This window comes from Mesorhizobium sp. BHbdii (assembly GCF_053848045.1).
On sequence record NZ_JBSPKX010000005.1, the window covers coordinates 70,753 to 93,479 of the forward strand.

A 22,727-nucleotide genomic window follows, 5' to 3' on the forward strand; every position below is an offset into this window, starting at 1 on the left:
GAACCCTTGTGACGCGCCTAAAAAACCTCCGAATTAACCGCGGGTTAACCATGGCGGCCGATGGTGTCTCTTCTCAGAGAAGGCTGGCTCGTCGCCGCCGCAAGTTTCAGGTCGTCGAACGTGATCCGCTTCGAAAATGTCGGCCTCCGCTATGGCATGGGTCCGGAAATCCTCCGCGACATTTCCTTGCACATACCGGAGCGCTCCTTCCAGTTCCTGAGCGGCCCTTCGGGCGCCGGCAAGACGACGCTGCTGCGGCTTTTGTTCATGTCACTCAAGCCGACGCGCGGGCTGATCACCATCTTCGGCAAGGACCGCTCGCGCATCTCGCGCACCGAGCTGCCGCATCTGCGGCGGCGCATCGGCGTGGTGTTCCAGGACTTTCGCCTGCTCGACCACATGACGACCTATGAGAATGTGGCCTTGCCGCTGCGCGTGCGCGGGCGAGAGGAGGCGAGCTACCGCACCGACGTGACCGAATTACTGAAATGGGTCGGCCTTGGCGAGCGCATGCATGTGCTGCCGCCGGTGCTGTCGGGTGGCGAGAAGCAGCGCGCCGCAATTGCCAGGGCGCTGATCGAGCAGCCCGAGATCCTGCTTGCCGACGAGCCGACCGGCAATGTCGATCCACCGCTGGCGCGACGCCTGTTGCGCCTGTTCATCGAACTCAACCGGCTGGGCACTGCGGTGGTGATTGCAACGCACGACCTCGGCCTGATGGAACAGGTCGACGCACGGCGCATGATCCTGGCCGGCGGAAGGCTGGATATCTATGACTGACCTTTCCGTTCACCATGCCGAAGACCAGCACGCCGGTAAGGCTGCGACGACGCAGCGCGCTCAGCGCAAGATGGCGCCGATCGTGCCGGCGCAGAACATCGCCGGCCGGGCACTGGTCCTGGTCATTGCCATCATGACTTTCCTCTCCTGCCTGACCTTCGGCGCGGTGACGCTGGTGCGTGACACCGCCTCGGTCTGGGAGAACCAGATATCACGCGAGGCGACCATCCAGATCAAGCCGGTAGATGGCCTCGACATGGAGGCAGCACTTGCCCAGGCCTCGCAGATCGCCGGTGAATTTCCTGGCGTGAAGAGCGCCAGGATCGTCGACCGCGATGCCACGGCGCGGCTACTCGAGCCGTGGCTGGGTTCGGGTCTCAACATCGACGAGCTGCCGGTGCCGCGTCTGATCATCGTCACCATAGACGAGAACAACCCGCCCGACTTCGCCGCAATGCGCGCTGCGATCACGCCGAAGCTCCCCAGTGCAGCACTTGACGACCATCGCACCTGGGTCGACCGGCTGGTGGCCATGGCCCGTACCACGGTGACAATCGGCATTGCCGTGCTGGCGCTGATGCTGTCGGCAACGGTGCTGACCGTGGTGTTCGCAACGCGCGGCGCCATGGCCGGCAGCGGCCACATCATCGAGGTGCTGCATTTCGTCGGCGCCGAAGCGCGCTTCATCGCGCGCGAATTCCGCCACCACTTCCTGGTCACCGGCATGAAGGGCGCAGCCGCCGGGGGTGCGGCGGCGGTGCTCGTCTTCATGGTCTTCTCATGGTGGTCGTCGCGGAACATGGCAACGCCGGAGGCCGATCAGGCGACCGCCTTGTTCGGTAATTTCGCCATCGGTTCGGCGGGCTATCTCGGCGTCGTCCTCATGGTGCTGGTCATCGGTGCGCTGACGGCGGCAACCTCCCATGTCACCGTCGTCACCTATCTCAGCGACATCGATGTCCGCCAGCCGGACGCGGGGTGATCACGAATAGAGAATTAGCGTAACGTAATGTGTGCTTTTCCACCTACTAAACGCCGCATTTCGGGGTTAACGATAGAGACGATGGACGCGCGCGAGTCGACCGGAACGGCTGGACAGTTACCCTTGGTGATTGCGCCATTCAGCGAGCGCGTCACGCCCGGCCGATTGGCGGGCGCATTGCGCATCTCCGCTTTCTTTCTGCTCGTGCTGGCAACGCTGTTTGCCGGCGGCTTCGGCTGGTTCGCCAACACTGTCAGCCGTCTCGCGACGCCTATCAATCCGGCAAAAGCCGATGCCATCATCGTGCTGACCGGCGGCCATTCGCGTCTCGACGCCGCCATGGGTCTGCTGGCGTCCGGCAAGGGCGAGCGGCTGCTGATCAGCGGCGTGCATCCTTCCGCCAGCCGCCGCCAGCTTCAGGTCGCGACCCGCGGCGACAAGAAATTGTTTTCCTGCTGCGTCGATATCGACCGCGCCGCGCTCGACACGATCGGAAATGCCGAGGAAAGTGCCAAGTGGGTGGAAGACCACGCCTATGGCACCGTGATCCTCGTCACCAACAACTATCACATGCCGCGCAGCCTGCTTGAAATGGGCCGGCTGCTGCACAAGGCCAAGCTCGAGCCCTATCCGGTTGTCAACAGCAACCTTGGCAATGGCGGCTGGCTGACCAAGCCTAGGGCGCTGCGCGTGCTGTTCACCGAATATAACAAATATCTGCTGGCGCTGGCGCGCGGCATCGTGCCGGTGAAACCAACGCCAACCGGCATCGCTCTGGCCGAGGCTGCTGCGCCGAACTGAGCCGATCTGGACCTGTATCATTCCTTGACCGTGGCGCATGAGGCGCTGCGCAGGCGCGCGATCTCCTGTTCGAGACGTTCGATACGCTTGTCCCGCTCGGCCAGCGCCGCCGCGACGTCGGCAGCTTCGAACCGTTGCGGAATATGCTGCGGGCAATTGGAATCCCAGGCAGAAACCGTGAACAGGATGATTTGCTCGGGGCGCGCCTTATACCCTTCCGGCATCAGCTTCGCCATCAGTTCGGCGTCGTCCTCGAGGACACGCGCACTGCCCCAGATCTTGATGCGCTGCCGGTGCGCATAGTCGATCAGGAACAGGAAAGCGCGGGGGTTGTCGTCCAGATTGCCTTGGGTGATGAATTGCCTGTTGCCGGAGAAATCGGCGAAGCCGATCGTCCGCTCGTCGAGCACCTTGAGAAAGCCGGCCGGCCCGCCGCGATGCTGGATGTAGGGCTGGCCCTCACCATTGGCCGTCGACAGGAAGACGCTGGTCTGCGCCTCGATGAAGGCGGCGAGATCGGGCGTGATATCAGCTTGCCAGCCGCCACGCTCCTCGACGCGGGCATAGGCCACGCGTGAGCCTTTGCGGGCCTGGATCGCCTTGACGGTTGGCGTAAAGGCGACATCGCTGGTGAAGACGTGAACGCTCATTGGAAAGCCTCCTTCAAAGGCCGAGGTCCGTCAGAGAGGGATGGTCGTCCGGCCGGCGGCCGAGCGGCCAATGATATTTGCGGTCGGCCTCGCGGATCGGCAGGTCGTTGATGCTGGCGATGCGCAAGCGCATCAATCCATGTTCATCGAACTCCCAGTTCTCATTGCCGTAGCTGCGAAACCACAAGTCGCTGTCGTCGTGCCATTCATAAGCGAAACGCACGGCAATACGATTGTCGCGGAAGGCCCAGACCTCCTTGATCAGCCGATAGTCGCGTTCGCGACCCCATTTGCGTGTGAGGAAGGTCTGGATGGCATCGCGTCCTTGCAGGAACTCGGCCCGGTTACGCCAGCGACTGTCGATTGTGTACGCAAGCGCGACCCGTGCCGGATCACGGGAGTTCCAGGCATCCTCCGCCATGCGTGCCTTCTGTGCGGCGGTCTCGGCGGTGAATGGCGGGAGCGGCGGGCGGCTTTCGGCCATGGGAACTCCTTGCAATGGGCTCACGGTTGCTGAATTCAGGCTGCCCTGCGGGCAGAAACGAGCGGAAAGTCGATCTCCGTCCTGGCAACCTCATTGACATAGTTGGTCCAGATATTGAGAGCGACATGCTGGACGATCTCGATGATCTGCGCATCATCGTAGCCTGCGAGCCGGACGGCGCTGAGATCCTCGTCGCCGATATGGCCACGGTCGCGCGCAACCTTGGCGCCGAAACGCACCGCTGCGGCGGCCTTGGGGTCGTTGGACCCGCCGCCGCGATTGGCGACCATCTCGGCGTCGTCAAGCTTGGCGAGGTTCTTGCCGAGATAGGTGTGGGCGGAAAGGCAATAGCTGCAGCCATTGATCTCGGCGACCGCCAGAGCGATGCGCTCGCGCGTCGGCGCGGGAAGGCGGCCCCTGGCAAGCGCTCCGGACAGACTGAGATAGCCTTCCAGCGCAGCCGGGCTATTGGAAACGAGCCTGAAGAGATTTGGGACGACACCGAGTTGCTCCTCGACGGCATGCAACATCGGCTGCGACGCAGCAGGCGCGGCCTCTGTGGACGCAGGTGTAGAGATACGGGGCATGGCATTTCCTTCTCGTCGATCAGCTTCGCCACCAAATATGCCCCCTTCCATGTTTCGGATGTAGCTGTCATATTCGCAATTGATCCTTCCATTTTTCGGGAGAACCATGGATCGCCTCGAGGCCATGTCGCTTTTCGTCGCCGCGGTGGAGGCCGGCAGCCTTTCGGCCGCCGGACGCCGTTTCGGCATCCCACTTGCAACGGTCAGCCGCAAGGTCTCCGACCTGGAGCGGCATCTGAAGACGCGTCTCCTGAACCGCTCGACACGGCAGCTGACGCTGACCGACGCGGGTCACGCCTACCTGGCGGCCTGCCGTCGTATTCTCGACGAGGTCGGCGAGGCCGAGCGGACCGCCGCCGGCGAATACATCGCCCCGACGGGCGAACTGATCATCACCGCACCGATCGTCTTTGGCCGCCTGCATGTGCTGCCGGTAGTCACCGGCTTCCTCGCCGCCTACCCCGACGTGGCTATCCGCCTGATGCTCGCGGACCGGATAACCCAGTTGAGCGAGGAGCATATCGATCTCGCCGTCCGCATCGGCGAGCTTCCCGACTCGAGCCTGGTGGCCACCCGCATCGGCTCGATCCGGCGCGTTGTTTGCGCGAGCCCGGCCTATCTGGCCGAGCACGGTATGCCGGAGACCCCGAGAGACCTCGCGGCACATAACTGCATCACCTTCGAGGGGCTCACCGCTCCCGCCGCATGGACTTTTGCCACCGGCAAGACCGAGCTCGCTGTTCCGATCCGCTCACGGCTTCGGGTCAACACCGCGGAAGCGGCGGTCGATGCCGCGGTTGCCGGCGCCGGGATGACGAGGGTGCTTTCCTACCAGGTCACAGCTGCGGTGCGGGCGGGCACACTCCGCGCCGTGCTGCAGGCATTCGAGCCGCAGCCATGGCCGGTCAGTCTCGTGCATGCCGGCCAGGGTCTGCTGCCAGTGAAACTGCGTGCGTTCCTTGATTTCGCCGCCCCTCGCCTGAAGAAGCGGCTGGCGCAAGCGACGTGGCAGGCCTGATGAACGGATAGCGGATTATCAAGTCGGATCGATTTCGCATCGTTTCCTTTTTGCCCGCGCTTGGTGTAACCAACGCACACCTCCTCACCGGGCACTTCTCCATGCTCCTTATCCGCTCGCTGGCGTTTAACTTCGTCTTCTATGTCAATCTGATCGTCCAGATGATCCTCTGGACCCCGTACTATTTCCTGTCGCCGCGCCACCGCGCCTGGTTCGTGCCGAAATTCTGGTCGCGCACAAGCATGTGGCTTTATGACAAGATCGCCGGCACCAAAAGCGAGATCACCGGCCAGGAAAACCTGCCCGAAGGCTCGTTCATCCTGGCGCCCAAGCATCAATCCTTCTGGGATGCGATTGCCTTCTTCCCCCTCCTGCAGGATCCGATCTACATCCTGAAGCGGGAACTGACCTGGATCCCGTTCTTCGGCTGGTACATCTTGAAAATGCGGATGATCCCGGTCGACCGCGGCAGCCGCTCGAAAGCATTGAAGGCAGTCGTCGCCGCGACCAAACAGGAGCTGGCGCGCAATCCCCGCCAGCTGATCATCTATCCCGAGGGTACGCGCCGGGCGCCGGGCGACGAGCCGGCCTATAAATACGGCATCGTCGAGATTTATGCGCAGCTTGGCATTCCGGTGGTGCCGGTCGCCCATGTCGCCGGCCTCTACTGGCCGCGCCGGAAATTCCTGCGTTATCCCGGCACGATCAAGGCCCGCTTCCTGCCACCGATCCCACCCGGGTTGGATAAGCAGGAATTCATGGAACGGCTGATTGGTGAGACGGAAGCCGCCTGCGACCAGCTGCTCGTCGAGGCCTCCAATGCGCCCAACCCGCCGCCTATGCCGCCGACGGCGGTGAAGCGGCTGAGTGAGCTGGCCCCCGATACCTCGGCCTGAACTGCTGCCTGACCGGTAATATCCCCCTAGGGAACCACAGCCAGTGCCGTCGTCAAAACCAGCGTCGCCGCGAACGTCAGATTGATGATCCGCGAGGCCAGCGGTTTGCGCAGGAAGCGCGCAAACGCTGCCCCGGCGAGAAGCCAAAGGGCATGGATGGCGACGATCATCGAGGCGAGGACCGCCAGCTTGAGGCTTGCATCAAGCTCACCGGCGGACGACGTGCCGGCGAACACAGCGGCAATCGCCACATAGGCTTTTGGGTTCGCGACGGCCAGAAGAAACCCACCCAGGAACGTGGGAAGTGCCGCCCCGCCGGTACGCGCAGCCAGAGGCGGAGCCGTTGCTATCTTGAAGGCGAGGTAGAGGATGTAGGCTGCGGATGCCAGCGCCAAGAGCGATGTGAGCTTCGGCACAGAGGCAAGCATGGCCGTGATGCCCGTCGCCACGACCAAAAGCACGGCGACCGTGCCAAGAACGATGCCCGAGGCGTAGCGGAGCGAATCGCGCAGGCCGAAGGCGGCCCCAACGGCGGTGACGCTGATCGTCGCCGGCCCCGGACTGCCCATCACAACCGCCGATGCCAGCACAAGCGCGAGCAATTGCTGCCATAGATACGGGTGGGATAGAACTTGTCCGGCCATGCGTCATCCCCGCATCGTGCGTCGATGCAGGGACGGTACGGCAAGGCAGCGCCGAGCGTCTTGAACGATCGTGCAAACTCGTCCGCGGCCGGGTGTCCTTGACGCATCCACTGCTTGAATGTCCTGGGACACGCAAGCAGTCACTTCACACGCGGCTACGCACTCGCGCTGTCGAGCTCGGCGATATCGTCTGGGCTGAGCTTCAATGATGCGGCGTGGACGAGGCTGTCGACCTGGTCCAGCGTCGTGGCGCTGGCGATTGGCGCAGTGAGGCCGGGCCGCGCGATCACCCAGGCGAGCGCCACTTCCGCCTGCTTGGCCGAGTGACGCGCCGACACAGCGTCGAGTGCCGCCAAGATGCGCATGCCGCGCGCGTTGAGATAGCGCTTCACGCCGTCGCCACGCGCGCTTTTGCCGAGATCAGCTTCGCTGCGGTACTTGCCGCTCAAAAAACCCTTGGCGAGGCCGAAATAGCTGATGACGCCGAGATCCTCGGCCATGCACAGATCGCGGAGCGGCCCGTCGAAGGAGGCGCGATCATAGAGATTGTATTCCGGCTGCAGCACCGCGTAGCGCGGCAGGCCCCGCAGGCTTGCCACGTCGAGCGCGGCGCGCACCTGGCCGGCATCGAGATTGGAGGCGCCAACGTAGCGGATCTTGCCCTTGGCGAGCAGTTTTTGGTAGGCGCCGAGCGTTTCCTCGTAGGGGGTCATCGGATCCGGCCAGTGCGACAGATAGAGATCGACGACATCGGTCTGCAGCCGCTTCAGCGACGCATCGATGGCCTTTTCGACATAGGCGGCGGAGAGGTCTTTCCTGCCCTGTCCCATATCCGACCCGACCTTGGTGATCACCACGACCTTGTCGCGGTTGCCGCGGCTCTTCATCCATTTTCCGATGATGGTTTCGGATTCGCCGCCTTTGTTGCCGGGAACCCAGCGCGAATAGGCATCCGCCGTGTCGATGGCGTTGAGACCGGCGCCGACGAAGCGGTCGAGCAGGTCGAAAGAGGTTTTCTCGTCGGCGGTCCAGCCGAAGACGTTGCCGCCCAGGACCAGCGGCGCGATGGACAGGTCGGTTTGACCGAGACGACGTTTCTGCAAGACTGATCTCCGTGGGGAACGGAAAGGAGCGGGCGAAAAGCCCGGGCTTAACTAGGTCTCACCGCGCCGAGGTCAAAGGCCCGGCTGTCTTTTCCGATGGACCAGCGCTTCACAAAGGCGCGACTCGCCGCGCTCCAAATGTCTACTGGCTTTGGCGCCGGTATTCACCAGGCGGCAGTCCGACCACGCGGTTGAAAAGCCGGCTGAATGAGGCCGTATCCCGGTATCCGACCTGGTAACATATTTCCGAAATGCCGAGTTTGGTGCTTTCAAGAAGTGTTTTCGCGGCCTCAAGGCGCCGGTCTTGAATCCATCGGCCAGGAGTGGTGTGCAATTCATCGGAAAACCGGCGCGCCAGCGTTCGCGGCGACAGGCCGAGTTGCGCTCCAAGGAAGGCAACGTCGAGCGCTCCAAGCTGTTTTCTGGACAAGGTTTCGAGCCGGTCGCGGAACGGCTCTTGCGTGGGCAGCAGATCGGTGAGCGGGAACTCGTAGGGTGTCTGGATCTGCCGCGACGGTGGCAGCACCAGCAATTTGCGAACCAGGCGTTCCTCCCTGGCGAAGCCAAGATCCCGCAGAAGCGCCTTGCCGAGCTCCAAGCCTGAAAAACCGCCGCCGCAAGTGTAGATTCGTCCGTCCCCGATCAGCACACGTGAAGCGTCCCAACGCACCTTCGGAAAGCGGCGCTGGGCATCGGTCTTCAGCCACCAGGAGATCGTCGCGCGCTTTCTGTCGAGAAGACCGGCGTCTGCCAGGAAGTAACCGGCCCCGCAATGCGCGGCGATGATGGCGCCGTCGCGTTGCGCGCTTGCGATAAGCGGCGCGGCGTGGCGGCTCTCTTCCTCCAGCGCGGCAACAAGCTCCGGGATTTGCATGCCGGGCATGGCCAGCAGGATCAGCAGGTCCATGCGCTGCGAGGGTTCGCGTCTGGTATGGAAGGAAATCCCGGGCGTCGTCGTGGCGTCGGCCTGCCGCGCCACGAATTCGAAGGAAATCGCCGGCGCGCCGCGAATTGTGTTCACCAGCTCGAACATTTCGACAAGTGTCGCGGCGACGGCCGAATAAAAGGTCGACGGCAGCCAGATCACGGCGTGGACGGAACGATTGTCCAAGATGCCTCCTTTTGAACAGTTATGGCAAGTTTAGCACATAGACTGTCAAATCTGCCAATTCCGATTTTTGCCAGCGGGCTTAGGTTGCGCGACACCGATGCACATCGGTGCCTGCGATCTGGCCGCGTCCAGATTGCATGACCAGATCGCCCGTTATTGGAGGCCGAGATGAAAGCAATCGTGTTTGACGCAATCGGCTCGCCGCGGGACGTGCTCTATCTGCACGACGTACCCATGCCGCGAATTGGCGACGGCGAGGTGCTGGTCAGGATGGTTTCCGCCTCGGTCAACCCTGGCGACTTCCTGTTCATCCAGAACCTCTATCCCGAACCGAAGAAGCCGCATTTTCCCCACCAGATCGCCGGAAATCATGGCGCCGGCATTATCGATGCCGTGGGCGCGAACGTCGCTTTGAAACCGGGCACGCTTGTCGCGTTCAGCTACTACAATAGCTGGGCCGAATATGCGGCCGTTCCGGCCGAATGGCTGATCCCGCTACCTGCGGACTATCCGCTCGAACGCGCCGGACAGATGGTGAACCCCATTACCGCCTGGGACCTGCTGGCGGATTCCCGTGTGCAGCCTGGACAGTGGCTGGCCGTCACGGCCGGCTATTCATCGGTTTCGACGATGGTGATGCAGTTCGCCAAACGGCGCGGCATCAACGTGATCGCGCTCGTGCGACGCTCTCACGACAGGCTGGACCTGAAGCGGCTTGGTGCCACCGCCACCCTCGATCTGTCGGATTTGAAGGTCGGCATCAGGGAAGCGGTCATGGACATGACCGGCGGCGCCGGGTTGAACGGGATCATCGATAATGTCGGCGGACCCGCCAGTGGCGAATTGATACGCACCCTCGCGATGGGCGGGCAGATGGTCATCAATGGCGGCATGAGCACCGAGCGTTTCGAACTGCACAATTTCGACGTGCTGCTGAGCGGCGTCGAGATCAGGGCAAATATCTACCGCTACTTCTTTTCGCCGCCTGTCGAAGCCGACCGGCCGGTGTTGCGCGAGATTGTTGACATCTTCGGCCAACCCGATTTCCATATCTCTGTCGGCGGCATCCATCCGCTGGCGCAGTTCGAGCTCGCCGTGGCAAACAGCCTGGATCGCGCCGATCTCGGAAAGCAGATTCTCAGGATCTAGCCCGGATCATGATCCCGAACCGAAGGTCAGCGAAGCAAAAAGTGGAACCGGTTTTCGGAAAGATCATGGTCAAACAACGAAAGAAGATCACGACCCGATCCGTTTCGCCACTTCTTCCAGCCAGTGGTCGCGGATCCCCAGCGCTTCGAGGTGCTCCAGCGTGCTGAGCACGTAGTCCTCGTTCTTTCCCGACTGGCCGACGGCGCCGCGAACGACGGTCGCCGCATCGGCCGCATCGAGCGCACCGGCATATTGCTCGTGGGTACGGTCGACGACATAGGCGACAGCCGAGACCGTCTCGCCCCCGTCCGTCTCGCCGCCACCCTTATCGCCGCCACCCTTATCGCCGCCACCCTTATCGCCATTGTCGAGGCGAATGCTAAGCATGCGCTCGAGATAGACATTGGTGACCAGCTCGCGCTCGCGCAGATAGGTGATGACCTCGTTGCGCAGATCGCCGGGGACGCGGAAGGCCAGCCCGATGCAGGAGCCGCCACGGTCGAGGCCGAGCACCAGGCCGGGCCGTTCGCGCGTGCCGCGATGCACGAAGGAGTAGACGCACAGCGAGCGGCGGTAGCCGTGGAGGCGGGCGCGCCGCGTCTCGATATGCGCAAATCCCGGCCGCCAGATCAGCGAACCGTAGCCAAAAACCCAAAAATCGCCCATATCGCCAAGCCTGTTGCAGCACCGCACTGGAATCGGTGTTTTTCGATCCTCCTCCGTCTATCTGATGTTGCCGGAAACGACAGTCCCCTCTGCAACACGCGCCAACGAAGAGCCGCAGCATGACGTCAAATGACGAACGCCCGCCGAATTTTCTCCGCCGGCTGCTCTGGCTCGGCGCTTTCATCGTCGTACTGTTCGGCCTCTACAGCGCCGGCTGGTTCTACCTGGCAGACAAGGTCAAGAGCGAAGCCGGCAAAGCGGTGGCCGAGCTCAACGGCAATGGCATCGAGGCGGACTGCACCAATCTCACGGTCAGCGGCTATCCCTTGAGCTTTGCCGTTTCCTGCGACAGTCTGGCCTACCAGGACGACACAAGGAACGTCGCCGCCTCGCTCGGCAGCCTCAACGCGGCTACGCACATCACCCAGATCCCGTCGCCTGGCGCCGACCTGCGGGGGCCGCTCAGGACCTCCGTGCCGGGGATGGCGCCGCTATGGATCGACTGGGATACTCTGCGAGCGAACGTGAAACTGTCCTGGCCTCTGCCCCGGCGCGTTTCACTGGAGGTGGAGAGCCTGTCTGCCCAGACCGATCCGGCGGATGGCACAGACCCGGTCGAGCTGTTCAGCGCCGGGACAGCGGCCGGACAATTGCGTCCGAACGGCCAGGACATCGACTATGCCGGGAGTTTTACCGATCTCGAAATCGACCCCGATGCCATTGATGGTCGCGTGCTGCCGCCGCTCGACGGCAGCGGCGACGTGACGCTGAAGAACGGCGTGGCGCTGATCAAGACACAAACAAAGAGCCTGCGCGGCCAGGCGGTCGATATCGGCAAGCTCGATCTGTCGTCGGGAACTGCGCGTATCACCATTTCCGGACCGGTTTCGGTCGATGCCGATGGGCTGATCGACGCCGATTTGATGATCAAGCTTAGCGATCCGAAGGCGGTGGCGGCAATCCTCGGCAAGGCCATTCCCGAGCAGAAGAGCCAGATCAAAACAGGCTTTGCCGGGCTGGCGCTGCTAGGCAACGAACCGTCGATGCCGCTCAAGGTCGTCAAGGGCAAGGCCTCGCTCGGTTTTATCCCGCTGGGCAGGATCAAGCCGGTCGATTAGACCAAGATTGCGAACCTCCAGTTCGGAAAAGAACATGGTCAAACAGGAAGATAGATGAACCGCCCGGTGAAGCTCCTGAGTGTTGGCGCGCTGACGCTCGACACGATCCTACGCGTCGACACGCTTCCGACACGTCAGGGCAAGTTCATCGCGGCCGACGGCGTCCAGATCGCCTCGGGCATGGCTTCGAGCGCGGCCTGCGCCGCACGCCGCCTCGGCGCGGACGTATCGCTGTGGGCGAGCGCGGGAGACGACTCCGTCGGCGATCAGCTGGTCGCCGGGATCGAGGCCGAAGGCGTCGATTGCAGCTTTGTCCGGCGCGTCACCGGCGCGCGTTCGGCACTGTCGGCCATTTTGGTCGATACGCATGGCGAGCGCATCATCGTTCCTTTTTATGACAAGCTCGCCCAGGCCGACCCCGAGGCGCTCCCCTCTGAAGACCTCACCGCATTCGACGCCGTCATGGTCGATGTGCGCTGGCCGGGCGCAGCAGCTCTGGCCATGGCGGCGGCGCGCTCAATCGGCCGTCCAGCCATACTGGACGCCGACACCGCGCCACGGGACGTGCTGGAACGCCTGTTTCCACTCGCCTCGCACATCGTCGCGTCGGAGCCAGCGGCATTCATCCTCTGCGGCGAGGAGCAAGGCCCGCAAGAGGCCTGTGAAGCGTTGGCCGGACGCACTGATGCATTCGTAGCGGTGACGGGCGGCTCGGCGGGAAGCTGGTGGTTCGACCGCTCGGTCGCGTCCGTGCGCCATGTCGCGGCGCCAAGGATCAAGGCAGTGGACACGCTTGCCGCTGGCGACGTGTTTCACGGCGCCTTTGCCGTCGGGCTGGCGGAGGCGATGCCGATCGAACAGACATTGCGGTTTGCCAGCGCCGCCGCCGCGCTCAAATGCCTGCGCTTCGGCGGCAGGCTGGGCGCGCCGGACAGGGCCGAGACACTGGCGATGATGGCGGCTCATTGGCCGGCCTGAGACAGCGGCGGGCTTCAAATCGAATCGTACCGCCGCTCTGCCTTTTGTTTGAGCATCGGATTTCCCAAAACAAGTACCCACTTTTGGGTCCGATGCTCTATCCCTTGGATGGGTGCTCGACCGCCTGCCGGCCAAAGTCCGGCACATCGATGTCCTGGCCGGCCTCGATGATCGAACGGCGGACGGCGCGGGTGCGGGTGAACAGGTCGAACAGCTTTTCGCCGTCGCCCCAGCGGATCGCCCGCTGCAGCGAGGCCAGATCTTCCGAGAACCGCGCCAGCATTTCGAGGATGGCATCCTTGTTGTGCAGGCAGACATCCCGCCACATGGTCGGGTCGGAAGCGGCAAGGCGCGTGAAGTCGCGAAAGCCGGAGGCCGAATATTTGATGACCTCGGACTTGGTCACCGACTCCAGGTCGTCTGCGGTGCCGACAATGTTGTAGGCAATGATGTGCGGCAGATGCGAGACGATGGCCAGTGTCATGTCGTGATGCTGGGGATCCATCGTATCGATGTTGGAGCCGCAGCGGCGCCAGAATTCCGAGAGTCTTTCCAGCGCCTCGGGATCGGTGCCGGGCAACGGCGTGAAAATGCACCAGCGATTCTCGAACAGTTCGGCAAAGCCTGCATCCGGACCCGATTTTTCGGTGCCCGCCAACGGATGGCCGGGAATGAAATGCACACCATCAGGCACATGCGGCTGCATCTGCGCGATGACCGACGCCTTGGTCGAGCCGACATCGGTGAGGATGGCGCCCTGCTTCAGCGCCGGTGCGATTTCCTCGGCGACCTCGCCCGAAGCGCCGACCGGCACCGAAACGATGACCAGGTCTGCATCGCGGACCGCCTCTTTCGCGTCCACCGTGTAGGAGGAGCCGAGACCGAGTTCGCTTGCCCGTGCCAGCGTCGTTTCGCTGCGTGTCGAGATAGCGACGTGGCGGGCAAGACCTTCGCGGCGGATGATACGGGCCAGCGACGAGCCGATCAGGCCGATGCCGACCAGCGCGATCTTTTCGAACATCGGTGATGTCATTGTCTCAGCTTTTCAGAAATGTCGTGAGCGCGGCGACAACACCGCGATTGGCCTCTTCGGTGCCGATGCTCATGCGCAGTGCATTCGGGAAGCCGTAGCCGGAAACGCGCCGCAATATGTAGCCGCGCGCTGAGAGGTAGTCGTCCGCAGCCGCCGCCGAATGCTTTTGGTCCTCGGGAAAGTGGATGAGCACGAAATTGCCGACGCTCGGCGTCACCCGCAGTCCGAGCTTGGTCAACTCCTCGCTCACCCATCGCAGCCAGGTCTCGTTATGCGCCACGCTGCGCTCGACATGGGCGCGGTCGCGGATCGCGGCAATGCCGGCCTCGATCGCCGTCGCGTTGACGTTGAAGGGACCTCGCACGCGGTTAATCGCGTCGATGATATGCATCGGCGCGTACATCCAGCCGATCCGCGCGCCGCCGAGGCCGAGCTTGGAGAAGGTGCGGGTCATGACCACGTTTTCCGCGCCAGCCACCAGTTCGACGCCGGCTTCATAGTCCTTGCGGCGGACATATTCGGCATAGGCGCCATCCAGCACCAGAAGCACATTTCGAGGCAGGCCGGCATGCAAGCGGCGCACCTCCAGGAACGGCAAATAGGTGCCGGTCGGGTTGTTCGGATTGGCGAGGAAGATGATTCTGGTCCGCGGCGTTACGGCGGCGAGGATCGCATCGACGTCGGCGCGCTCATTGCTTTCCTTGACAGACACCGGGACAGCGCCAGCCGACTGGATGTAGATCTTGTAGACCATGAAGCCGTGTTCGGTGATAACGGCTTCATCGCCGGGCGCGAGATAGGTCTGCGCAAGCAGGCCCAGAATCTCGTCGGAACCATTGGAACAGACGATGTTCGCCGGGTTGAGGCCATGCACCTCGGCGATCGCCTCCCGCAGGCGCCTGGCGGTGCCGTCGGGATATATGTCGAGTTTGGCTGCGACGTCGCGCGCGGCCTCTATAGCCTTCGGAGAGGGGCCGAGCGGGTTCTCGTTCGACGACAATTTATGGATCTTGGCAACGCCGGCCGGCGCCGTGCTCTTGCCCGGCACATAGGCTTCTATGTCCATGATCCCCGCGCGGGGCGTTGGACGTGCCTGATCCGATGGCTGGTTCATATTGCAAAAATCCGTCGAGAACGTTTCCGCCCGGGAAGCCGCAGCGGAAATACAAGCCGTGGCCCGGAATGTCGAGAGCGTCAATTATGGGTGAGCGACTGGCCGTTGACGCCGAGGCGCGGCGGTCCTAGAAGAAAGGCGAAATCCCGTGGTGATTTGGCCGGTCGGCTTGCAGCCACGTTAAACAACTCGCTAAAGGGCCGTTTGCATTCTGTAACCGGCTTTGCGAAGGCAATGCCGGTTTTTGTTGTCCGTTGCCGGCCGGACAACCGCATCGCCCGAAAATCGGAATCGATTTTCGGAAAGCGCGATGGGTAATATAAGAGGATGCGATGGTCGCGCTGCGCACTAAAAGAACCAACAACGAGGCCGACCAACCGTCAAGCCCGGTGTTGCGTTTCGGTGCCGACAAGCCGCTCAAGCTCGACGCCGGCACGCTGCTGTCACCGTTCCAGATCGCATACAAGACCTACGGCACGCTCAACGACGCCCGCTCCAACGCCATCCTCGTCTGCCATGCGCTGACCGGCGACCAGCATGTCGCCAGCACCAATCCGGTGACCGGCAAGCCGGGCTGGTGGGAAGTGCTGATCGGCCCCGGCAAGATCATCGACACCAGCCGCTTCTTCGTAATCTGCTCAAACGTCATCGGCGGCTGTCTCGGCTCGACCGGCCCCGCCTCGACCAATCCAGCCACCGGCAAGCCCTACGGGCTCGACCTGCCGATCATCACCATCCGCGACATGGTGCGGGCGCAGTTGATGCTGGTCGACCATTTCGGCATCGAAAAACTGTTCTCAGTGCTCGGCGGCTCGATGGGCGGCATGCAGGTACTGCAATGGGCGTCGAGCTATCCGGAGCGCGTTTTCTCAGCGCTGCCGATCGCCACCGGCGCGCGCCATTCCTCGCAGAACATCGCCTTCCATGAGGTCGGCCGGCAAGCGGTGATGGCCGATCCGGACTGGCATGGCGGCAAATATTTCGAGCAGGGCAAGCGCCCGGAAAAGGGACTGGCCGTGGCGCGCATGGCCGCTCACATCACCTACCTGTCTGAAGCGGCCCTGCACCGGAAGTTTGGCCGCAATTTGCAGGACCGTGAAGCGCTCACCTTCGGTTTCGACGCCGACTTCCAGATTGAGAGCTATCTGCGCCATCAGGGCATGACCTTCGTCGACCGTTTCGACGCCAACTCCTATCTCTACATGACCCGGGCAATGGACTATTTCGACCTCGCCGCCGACCATGGCAGCCGGCTGGCCGACGCCTTTGCCGGCACCAGGACCCGTTTCTGCCTGGTCTCCTTCACCAGCGACTGGCTGTTCCCGACCGAGGAGAGCCGCTCGGTCGTTCACGCGCTGAACGCGGCCGGCGCCTCGGTGTCCTTCGTCGAGATCGAGACCGATCGCGGCCACGACGCCTTCCTGCTCGACGAGCCGGAGCTGTTCGCGGCCATCAACGGCTTCATCGCCTCGGCGGCCCGCGCCAGGGGGCTCAGCGCATGACCCCTGAAGATTGCAGGCTTTCCGGACCGGCATCATGCGCCAGGCATCAGCGCATGACCCCGAAAAGTTGCAGACTTTTCGGACCGGCATCATGCGCCAGGCATCAGCGCATGACCCCGAAAAGTTGCAGACTTTTCGGATCAGGATCATGCGCCAGGCAAAAGGCGAGATCATGAGTGTCAACCACGCCCAGCGCGTCGACCTCGAAGTCGTCGCCGATCTCATCCCGCCGCAGTCGCGGGTGCTGGACGTCGGTTCCGGCGATGGCCTGCTGCTCGAATTGCTGCAGGCGACGAAGCAGGTCGACGGCCGCGGGATGGAACTGTCGCAGCGCGGCGTCAACGAATGCGTGGCGCGCGGCCTGTCCGTCATCCAGGGCGACGCCGACAAGGACCTCAAATTCTATCCCGACAAGGGTTTCGATTTCGTCGTCCTGTCCCAAACCTTGCAGGCGACCCGCAACCCGAAGCTGGTGCTCGACGAATTGCTCAGGATCGGCAAACACGCCATCGTCTCCTTCCCCAATTTCGGCCACTGGCGGGTGCGCCTTTCGCTGTTCCTCGAAGGGCGGATGCCGGTGACCAAGGACCTGCCCTATTCCTGGTACGACACACCCAACATCCATTTCTGCACCATCCGCGACTTCGTCAATCTCTGCGAGGAGCTCGGCGCAACGGTGGAAAGGGCAACCGCGCTTGACGCCAATGGCCAGAAAATCGGCCTCTCGATGCCATGGTGGTTCTGGAATTTCTTTGGCCAGCAGGCGGTATTCTTGCTGAGGCGATAACGGCCGTCGCTTCTTCGGCCAATATGCGATCGACCTGTCCGACCAGCTAGCGATTAAGTTCCGGAAAATACGGATCGGAGAAAAACTGCCGGTCGCGCTCGCCTTGCAAACAGTCGACCGGTGTTGCCGCATCTACCCGGATCGGTCCGCGATCGGCCCAGGGACCGGCAACACCGCTGACCTCTAGGATCAGTTTGCGGCGTATGGCGGTCACGAATTCGGAAGCGGCATAGACCGGCAGCACGAAAGCCCCAGGCCCGCCCGTAACGCACTCGGCATAGTATTGGTCGAGATGGCTGAAGCTGGGCGACGGGCTGATCAGGATCGGCAGGCCGTTGATGACGATACCCTTTGCCACCGCGGCGTCGCGTGTCGTGGTGACGGGCATCCCGGTATTGTTGGGACCATCGCCTGAAATGTCGATGACGCTGCGCGTCGCCTCGAAAGCGCCTCCATCCAAAAGCTTGGCGCCGAAGCCGAGCGCACCGGAAATGGAGGTGCCGCGAAAGCTCCTGAATGGGCGCGCCTCGATCTTGTCGGCGAATGCGTCGGCGCTTTCAGCGTTATCGATGACCTGCCAGGCAATGACCGCATCGTCGCGGACGGTGCCTGCCCATTCGAAATAGGCCAGCGCGATGCGGCCGGTCACACCCGAACGCACCGCATTGATGAAGTCGGGGTGGCGCAGCGCCTCGACATAGCCGGCACGCTGCAGGGCGAATTCGCTTTCGTCCATCGAGTGTGAAATGTCGACCGCCAGCACCAGTTCGACGTCCACTGCAATGGTATCGGCCGGCGCGGCCAGTGGTGCTGCCTGAGCGCAGGCAAGGCAGGCAAGCAGGCTAATGCATGTCGCCCAAAAGTGCGAAGCGGTTTTGGGGTAACGACATGCATAGAAACAAAGGCTTAAAGCGTGTCGCATGAATCTCTTCAACGGGACGCGTTTTAAGCGCGTCAAGCATGGGTCCAACGCCGCGAACTTCCGCACGATGCCGGCAATCTTTCGCCGCGATCACGGCGAAATAAAGCTTGGCAGCGTATCGCCGGCTACGTCTCTTGGTAGGCTGCGGCGACGGCCGGGGGTGGTTCGATCGCGCCGGCCCTGACACGGACTGGCTTGAGAGCCGGTCGCTCGACGTCTTTCACGATCGCCAACGAGCGCGGAAAGAATTCAATGTTCTGCTGGCTCCGGCCGATGTTGAGGATCGCGGCGTCGGCAAGACGCGCCTCCAGCATCGACAGCACCCGACTCAGCGTCGCGCCGTCGAACGTGTCCAAAGCCTCGTCGATGATCACCCATTTCGGCTGCCGCAAAACCAGCCGGGCAAAGGCAAGCAGGCGCTGCTCGTCATCGCTCAATTCGCGCTCCCAGCGCGCCGAGCGGTCGAGCGAGGACGACAGACGCCCAAGACCGACCTCGGCAAGCACCGCCGAGATCTCGGCGTCGCTGACCGCGGCATCGGCGTGGTTGAGCACCTCGCGCAGCGTGCCGAGCGGGAAATAGGGCTTGCGGGGAACGAAGGCGGGCACCTCTCCGGCCGGCATGCCGATCCGCCCGCTTCCCCACGGCCACAGACCGGCAATGGCGCGAAAGAACAGCGTCTTGCCGGCGCGCGGATCTCCGGTGATCATGACGCGCTCGCCCGCGCGGATTTCGACATGGGGCTTGGCGAGCTTCGTACAGCCATCCCGCGACGCAACTTCGAGGTTCTCGAATGTCAGCCTGCCATTCGGGTTTTCGCCGATCGTGATGCGTTCTTCGGTGTCGTGCAGCACGTCCGTTTCAACGAGCGCGATGCGGAAATCGGCGACGCGCATCAGCGTGGCGCGCCAATCGGCGATGCCGCCGATATTGTTGATGAACCAGCGCAACGAGGCATGCACCTGGTTGAAGGCGCCGACAGCCATCATGAGTCCGCCGAAGCTGATATCGCCGGCGAAATAGACCGGCGAGGCGACGAGGATCGGCGCGACGACAGTGATCCAGCCATAGGTATCGGTCACCCAGGAAAGATTGATCTGGGCGCTGTAGATGCGCCGCATCGCGCCCAGCACCGTGCCGAGGTCGAGCTCGAGCCGTCGTCTCGCGTCGGCTTCGCCGTGCGCAAGCGCGATGGCATCGACATTCTCGTTGACGCGGACCACCGAGGAGCGCAGCTCCGCTTCACGCGTATAGCGGTCGCTGTTGAAGCGGATGAGCGGCCGTCCGACCAGCCAGCTCAGCCAGGAGGCGGTACCGGCATAGAGGATCGCGGCCCACACCATGTAGCCCGGAATGGCCAGCGAATAGCCGCCGATATGGAAGACGAAGCCAGAAGACAGCGACCATAAGACGCCGACGAACGAAACAAGCAGAATCAACGACTGCAACAGCCCTATGCCGAGACCTGTCGAAAGATCGGAGAGATGTCCGGCATCTTGCTGCAGGCGCTGGTCAGGGTTGACGCCGATGGCGCCGGCGTTGGCGAGCCGGAAGGCGCGCGCCGGCCGCATCCATTCACCGATCAGATCGAGGGTCAACGCCTCACGCAGCTTCAGCCGGATCCTCTGGTCGAGCCAGGTCTGGCCGACATTGAGCACCACAAGTCCGCCGGCGATGGCGGCAAAGACCAGAAGCTGGTGCAGGAAGCCCTGCATGTCGCGCCGAGCCAGCGCGTCGTAGAAGGGCTCGTTCCAGCGATTGAGCAGAACCTGCCCGATCGAGGTTGCCACAATGACGGCGACAATGCCGACGCAGGCCCAGAGCAGGTGTTTGCGGATCGGCGAAGTCCCCAGCGCCAGCTTGATCGTCGCCAATTGGTCGCGCAAGCTGCTGGCCTCGATCGACGCGGCAACCGGCTTGGCGCTGGCCTCTACATCCGGATGATCAGCCATTGGTGAAGTCCTTGAATTCGCAAGCGGTGCTGAAACCGGTGAACATGTCGACACATTCGGGTAGCAAACCCGCCTTCGACAGATAGGTGAGAAAAAGCCCGATCCCGATCACGAAAATGTCATCGACGAGTCGGCAATGTCGCCTTCCCGGTCGGCGATATCCGGCCGAGCCTTGTGGCGCCATGCGGCGAGAAAACCGGCACGAAGACGCGGCGAGATGCGCGCTGGACGACCGGCACGCCCTGATAGAGCCGCTTCTGCGCCTCGACCACGATGACGCCGGAAAAGATCGGCCAGAACCTGCGGCCGGCGCGCTCCAGCACATTGTGGAACTGCATCATGAAACCTCGCCGCGATGGCGGGAAGAACAGGGCGTCGGACCAGGCGGCGGGCGTGAAGTTTGCTTCGCGCAGCAATTCGGTGAGCTGGCCGCGCGAAAAGGGCCGGCCGCTGCCGAACGGCGTATGCTCGAAACGGGCCCAGACACCGCGCCGGTTGGGCACGACGATGACGACGCGGCCGGCGGGCGACAGCACCCGCCAGATTTCGTTCAGCGTCTCGCGCGGGTTCTCGGCATGTTCGAGTGAATGGACGAGCAGCATGCGGTCGATTGAGGCATCGACCAGCGGCAATTCCTCATCGAAGACCAGCGCGGTGGCGGTCGGCCCCGTGGCCGGCCAGACCACCGCGCCTTGCGTCGCCGGCATGAAGGCAAAGACGCGCTCCGCGTCGGTGCCGAACCGCTCCAGCCACGGCAAGGTGTAACCGAGGCCGACCAGCCGCTCATTGGGCACAACAGCCCATATCGAGGACAACGCCATGGTGATCGAGCGTTCGGCCAATCGCCCTAGCGTGGTCGAATAGAAGGAGCGAAGGTCGACGATATCGGAATGCATGCGCGGCACGCTATCTTCGATGCTGTCCAAGTTCAACAAAGGCGGATGACATCCGCGGGCAAGCGCCCTATGTCTGCGGCGACTACTGCATCGGCTCGAAATCGATTTCGATTTCGGAAAGCACGATGCAGCAGATAAAAGTGCTAGAGCGTTCTTTGTGCGTCCAACTGGACGTATGGCGCTCTAGAGCAATTCCAGGAAAAGTGTGAAACGGTTTTCCGTCCGGAATTGCGCAAAAACAAGAGATTAAAGCGGTTCGGCGTTTCCGTGAAACGACGAACCGCTCTAGTGGAGAGACCCCATGCCGGTTGAAATCGAACAGTTCATGTGCCGCAGCGACAATTTCGGCGTGCTGGTGCATGACCCCAAGAGCGGCCAGACCGCGATCATCGACGCGCCCGAGGAGGCGCCGATCCTGGCTGCGATCGAGCGTACCGGCTGGACGCCGACGATGATCCTGACCACCCATCACCATGTCGACCATGTCGAGGCCAATCTGGCGCTGAAGGAGCGCTTCAAGCTGCGCATCGTCGGACCGGAAGCGGAAAAGGCCAAGATCCCCGGCATCGCCGAAACCGTCGAGCAAGGTTCGGTCATCCACCTCGGCGAGGAGAGGATCGACGTGATCGCCACGCCCGGCCACACGGCAGGCCATGTCTCCTATCATCTGCCGGGATCGAAAGTGGCGTTCACCGCCGATACGCTGTTCGCGCTCGGCTGCGGCCGGCTGTTCGAATGCAAGCCGCCGGTGATGTACGATTCGCTGAAAAAGCTCGCGGCACTTCCGGCTGAGACGGTCGTTTATTGCGGCCATGAATACACGCTTTCCAACGCCCGCTTCGCGCTGACCGTCGACCCGACCAATTCGGCGTTAAAGGAGCGTGCTGCGAAAATCGAAGCGCTGCGCGCCGACGGCAAGCCGACGCTGCCGACCACGATCGGCGAGGAACTGTCGACCAATCCGTTCCTGCGCTGGCACGATCCGGCAATCCGCAAACATCTCGGCATGGAGAACGCCTCCGACGCCGAAGTGTTCGCCGAAATTCGCAAGCGCAAGGACAATTTCTGAGCGCCATGATGGTCTGGAAACCGTGACGTTCTGGGGCCAGTGACCAGTTCCGCCGAAATCATCGCAACGCTCGGCCTGAAACCGCATCCGGAAGGCGGCTGGTATGCCGAAACCTTCCGCGATGGCACGGAAGGTGCGCGCGGCCATTCGACGGCGATTTATTTCCTCTTGGAGCAGGATCAACTGTCGGCATGGCACCGCGTCAAGGACGCGGCCGAGGTCTGGCATTTCTATGCCGGCGCGCCGCTGGCGCTGTCGATACATGGGGAAAACGGGCCGGTGATCGAGCAGGTGCTCGGCACGGCACTGGCGGCGGGCGAGCGGCCGCAGATCGTCGTGCCGGCAGGTTGGTGGCAGTCGGCACGCAGTCTGGGCGAGTGGTCGCTGGTCGGCTGCACCGTGGCTCCGGGCTTCGATTTCGCCGCCTTCGAGCTGGCCGAACCGGGCTGGCAGCCGGGAACGACGTAGGTATGTTGAGATTCAGG

Annotated in this window: 24 protein-coding genes and 1 riboswitch; of the genes, 12 read left to right on the top strand and 12 right to left on the bottom strand. The window is 62.8% G+C overall.

The genetic code is table 11. The features are described 5' to 3' along the window. The first annotated feature begins 120 nt into the window (after nt 1-120). The 3 genes from ftsE to ACWTU8_RS23780 all read left to right on the top strand — a co-directional run bounded on the left by ftsE (nt 121) and on the right by ACWTU8_RS23780 (nt 2,563). Nucleotides 121-780 (top strand): cell division ATP-binding protein FtsE, encoded by a 660-nt coding sequence (ftsE, locus tag ACWTU8_RS23770; protein WP_010911739.1) that lies wholly within the window; start codon nt 121-123, stop codon nt 778-780. Then, nucleotides 773-1,762 carry a cell division protein FtsX gene (locus ACWTU8_RS23775; protein WP_455850090.1) on the top strand — a complete coding sequence of 330 codons (990 nt, stop codon included), beginning with the start codon at nt 773-775 and terminating at the stop codon, nt 1,760-1,762. Before ftsE ends, ACWTU8_RS23775 begins: the two co-directional genes overlap by 8 nt. A gap of 81 nt (nt 1,763-1,843) precedes the next feature. Continuing rightward, nucleotides 1,844-2,563: a YdcF family protein gene (locus ACWTU8_RS23780; protein WP_455840010.1), complete on the top strand. Its 720-nt coding sequence runs from the start codon at nt 1,844-1,846 to the stop codon at nt 2,561-2,563. A gap of 17 nt (nt 2,564-2,580) precedes the next feature. Here the strand turns inward: ACWTU8_RS23780 and ACWTU8_RS23785 are convergent, their stop codons facing one another. Genes ACWTU8_RS23785 through ACWTU8_RS23795 form a run of 3 tightly spaced genes read right to left on the bottom strand, consistent with a single transcriptional unit; the run spans nt 2,581 to nt 4,284 of the window. Further along, nucleotides 2,581-3,213 carry a pyridoxamine 5'-phosphate oxidase family protein gene (locus tag ACWTU8_RS23785; protein WP_455850091.1) on the bottom strand — a complete coding sequence of 211 codons (633 nt, stop codon included), beginning with the start codon at nt 3,211-3,213 and terminating at the stop codon, nt 2,581-2,583. A gap of 13 nt (nt 3,214-3,226) precedes the next feature. Beyond that, entirely contained in the window at nt 3,227-3,697 is a 471-nt protein-coding gene (locus tag ACWTU8_RS23790) for a nuclear transport factor 2 family protein (protein WP_029348609.1), read from the bottom strand. A 35-nt stretch (nt 3,698-3,732) separates the two neighbouring features. Then, nucleotides 3,733-4,284, bottom strand: a complete 552-nt coding sequence (locus tag ACWTU8_RS23795; RefSeq protein ID WP_455850092.1) for a carboxymuconolactone decarboxylase family protein — start codon at nt 4,282-4,284, stop codon at nt 3,733-3,735. A 106-nt stretch (nt 4,285-4,390) separates the two neighbouring features. Here ACWTU8_RS23795 and ACWTU8_RS23800 point away from each other — a divergent pair, with 106 nt between their 5' ends. Together ACWTU8_RS23800 and ACWTU8_RS23805 are read left to right on the top strand one after the other, a co-directional pair. Next, nucleotides 4,391-5,302, top strand: coding sequence for a LysR family transcriptional regulator (locus ACWTU8_RS23800; RefSeq protein WP_455850093.1), 912 nt, complete (start codon nt 4,391-4,393; stop codon nt 5,300-5,302). Between the two features lie 101 nt (nt 5,303-5,403). Continuing rightward, the gene (locus ACWTU8_RS23805) at nt 5,404-6,198 is read left to right on the top strand and encodes a lysophospholipid acyltransferase family protein (protein ID WP_455850094.1); all 795 of its coding nucleotides are present in this window, start codon (nt 5,404-5,406) and stop codon (nt 6,196-6,198) included. Between the two features lie 26 nt (nt 6,199-6,224). Here ACWTU8_RS23805 and ACWTU8_RS23810 read toward each other — a convergent pair whose 3' ends face one another. The 3 genes from ACWTU8_RS23810 to ACWTU8_RS23820 all read right to left on the bottom strand — a co-directional run bounded on the left by ACWTU8_RS23810 (nt 6,225) and on the right by ACWTU8_RS23820 (nt 9,056). Then, complete coding sequence (locus ACWTU8_RS23810) at nt 6,225-6,842, bottom strand: LysE family translocator (RefSeq protein ID WP_036267040.1); 618 nt, start codon at nt 6,840-6,842, stop codon at nt 6,225-6,227. 155 nt (nt 6,843-6,997) lie between these two features. After that, the gene (locus ACWTU8_RS23815) at nt 6,998-7,945 is read right to left on the bottom strand and encodes an aldo/keto reductase (protein ID WP_455850095.1); all 948 of its coding nucleotides are present in this window, start codon (nt 7,943-7,945) and stop codon (nt 6,998-7,000) included. A 142-nt stretch (nt 7,946-8,087) separates the two neighbouring features. Further along, nucleotides 8,088-9,056: a GlxA family transcriptional regulator gene (locus tag ACWTU8_RS23820; RefSeq protein ID WP_455850096.1), complete on the bottom strand. Its 969-nt coding sequence runs from the start codon at nt 9,054-9,056 to the stop codon at nt 8,088-8,090. 168 nt (nt 9,057-9,224) lie between these two features. Here ACWTU8_RS23820 and ACWTU8_RS23825 point away from each other — a divergent pair, with 168 nt between their 5' ends. After that, nucleotides 9,225-10,205, top strand: coding sequence for a quinone oxidoreductase family protein (locus ACWTU8_RS23825; RefSeq protein ID WP_455850097.1), 981 nt, complete (start codon nt 9,225-9,227; stop codon nt 10,203-10,205). A gap of 87 nt (nt 10,206-10,292) precedes the next feature. Here ACWTU8_RS23825 and ACWTU8_RS23830 read toward each other — a convergent pair whose 3' ends face one another. Continuing rightward, nucleotides 10,293-10,871 carry a gamma-glutamylcyclotransferase gene (locus tag ACWTU8_RS23830; RefSeq protein WP_455840020.1) on the bottom strand — a complete coding sequence of 193 codons (579 nt, stop codon included), beginning with the start codon at nt 10,869-10,871 and terminating at the stop codon, nt 10,293-10,295. Nucleotides 10,872-10,990: 119 nt separating this feature from the next. Here ACWTU8_RS23830 and ACWTU8_RS23835 point away from each other — a divergent pair, with 119 nt between their 5' ends. Further along, nucleotides 10,991-11,989: a DUF2125 domain-containing protein gene (locus tag ACWTU8_RS23835; RefSeq protein ID WP_455850098.1), complete on the top strand. Its 999-nt coding sequence runs from the start codon at nt 10,991-10,993 to the stop codon at nt 11,987-11,989. 54 nt (nt 11,990-12,043) lie between these two features. Continuing rightward, complete coding sequence (locus tag ACWTU8_RS23840; RefSeq protein WP_455850099.1) at nt 12,044-12,967, top strand: sugar kinase; 924 nt, start codon at nt 12,044-12,046, stop codon at nt 12,965-12,967. A gap of 97 nt (nt 12,968-13,064) precedes the next feature. Here ACWTU8_RS23840 and ACWTU8_RS23845 read toward each other — a convergent pair whose 3' ends face one another. Beyond that, the gene (locus tag ACWTU8_RS23845) at nt 13,065-14,000 is read right to left on the bottom strand and encodes a prephenate/arogenate dehydrogenase family protein (protein ID WP_455850100.1); all 936 of its coding nucleotides are present in this window, start codon (nt 13,998-14,000) and stop codon (nt 13,065-13,067) included. Nucleotides 14,001-14,004: 4 nt separating this feature from the next. Next, nucleotides 14,005-15,114 (bottom strand): histidinol-phosphate transaminase, encoded by a 1,110-nt coding sequence (gene hisC, locus ACWTU8_RS23850; RefSeq protein WP_455850101.1) that lies wholly within the window; start codon nt 15,112-15,114, stop codon nt 14,005-14,007. A gap of 138 nt (nt 15,115-15,252) precedes the next feature. Beyond that, nucleotides 15,253-15,330, top strand: a riboswitch (SAM riboswitch). A gap of 116 nt (nt 15,331-15,446) precedes the next feature. Here hisC and metX point away from each other — a divergent pair. After that, nucleotides 15,447-16,616 carry a homoserine O-acetyltransferase MetX gene (metX, locus tag ACWTU8_RS23855; protein ID WP_455850102.1) on the top strand — a complete coding sequence of 390 codons (1,170 nt, stop codon included), beginning with the start codon at nt 15,447-15,449 and terminating at the stop codon, nt 16,614-16,616. Nucleotides 16,617-16,788: 172 nt separating this feature from the next. After that, a complete protein-coding gene (gene metW, locus ACWTU8_RS23860) occupies nt 16,789-17,403 on the top strand; it encodes a methionine biosynthesis protein MetW (protein ID WP_065008548.1) in 615 nt (204 codons plus the stop codon). Between the two features lie 46 nt (nt 17,404-17,449). Here metW and ACWTU8_RS23865 read toward each other — a convergent pair whose 3' ends face one another. From ACWTU8_RS23865 to ACWTU8_RS23875, 3 genes are all read right to left on the bottom strand, one after another. Next, nucleotides 17,450-18,250 carry a DUF1194 domain-containing protein gene (locus ACWTU8_RS23865; protein WP_455850381.1) on the bottom strand — a complete coding sequence of 267 codons (801 nt, stop codon included), beginning with the start codon at nt 18,248-18,250 and terminating at the stop codon, nt 17,450-17,452. A gap of 200 nt (nt 18,251-18,450) precedes the next feature. Beyond that, nucleotides 18,451-20,277 (bottom strand): ABC transporter ATP-binding protein/permease, encoded by a 1,827-nt coding sequence (locus ACWTU8_RS23870; RefSeq protein WP_455850103.1) that lies wholly within the window; start codon nt 20,275-20,277, stop codon nt 18,451-18,453. 119 nt (nt 20,278-20,396) lie between these two features. After that, nucleotides 20,397-21,173, bottom strand: a complete 777-nt coding sequence (locus ACWTU8_RS23875; RefSeq protein WP_455850382.1) for a class I SAM-dependent methyltransferase — start codon at nt 21,171-21,173, stop codon at nt 20,397-20,399. Between the two features lie 301 nt (nt 21,174-21,474). On the opposite strand from ACWTU8_RS23875, the gene gloB reads away from it, so the two are divergent. Further along, nucleotides 21,475-22,242, top strand: a complete 768-nt coding sequence (gene gloB / locus ACWTU8_RS23880; RefSeq protein ID WP_455850104.1) for a hydroxyacylglutathione hydrolase — start codon at nt 21,475-21,477, stop codon at nt 22,240-22,242. Between the two features lie 39 nt (nt 22,243-22,281). Further along, nucleotides 22,282-22,710 carry a cupin domain-containing protein gene (locus ACWTU8_RS23885; protein ID WP_455850105.1) on the top strand — a complete coding sequence of 143 codons (429 nt, stop codon included), beginning with the start codon at nt 22,282-22,284 and terminating at the stop codon, nt 22,708-22,710. The last annotated feature ends 17 nt before the right edge of the window (nt 22,711-22,727 follow it).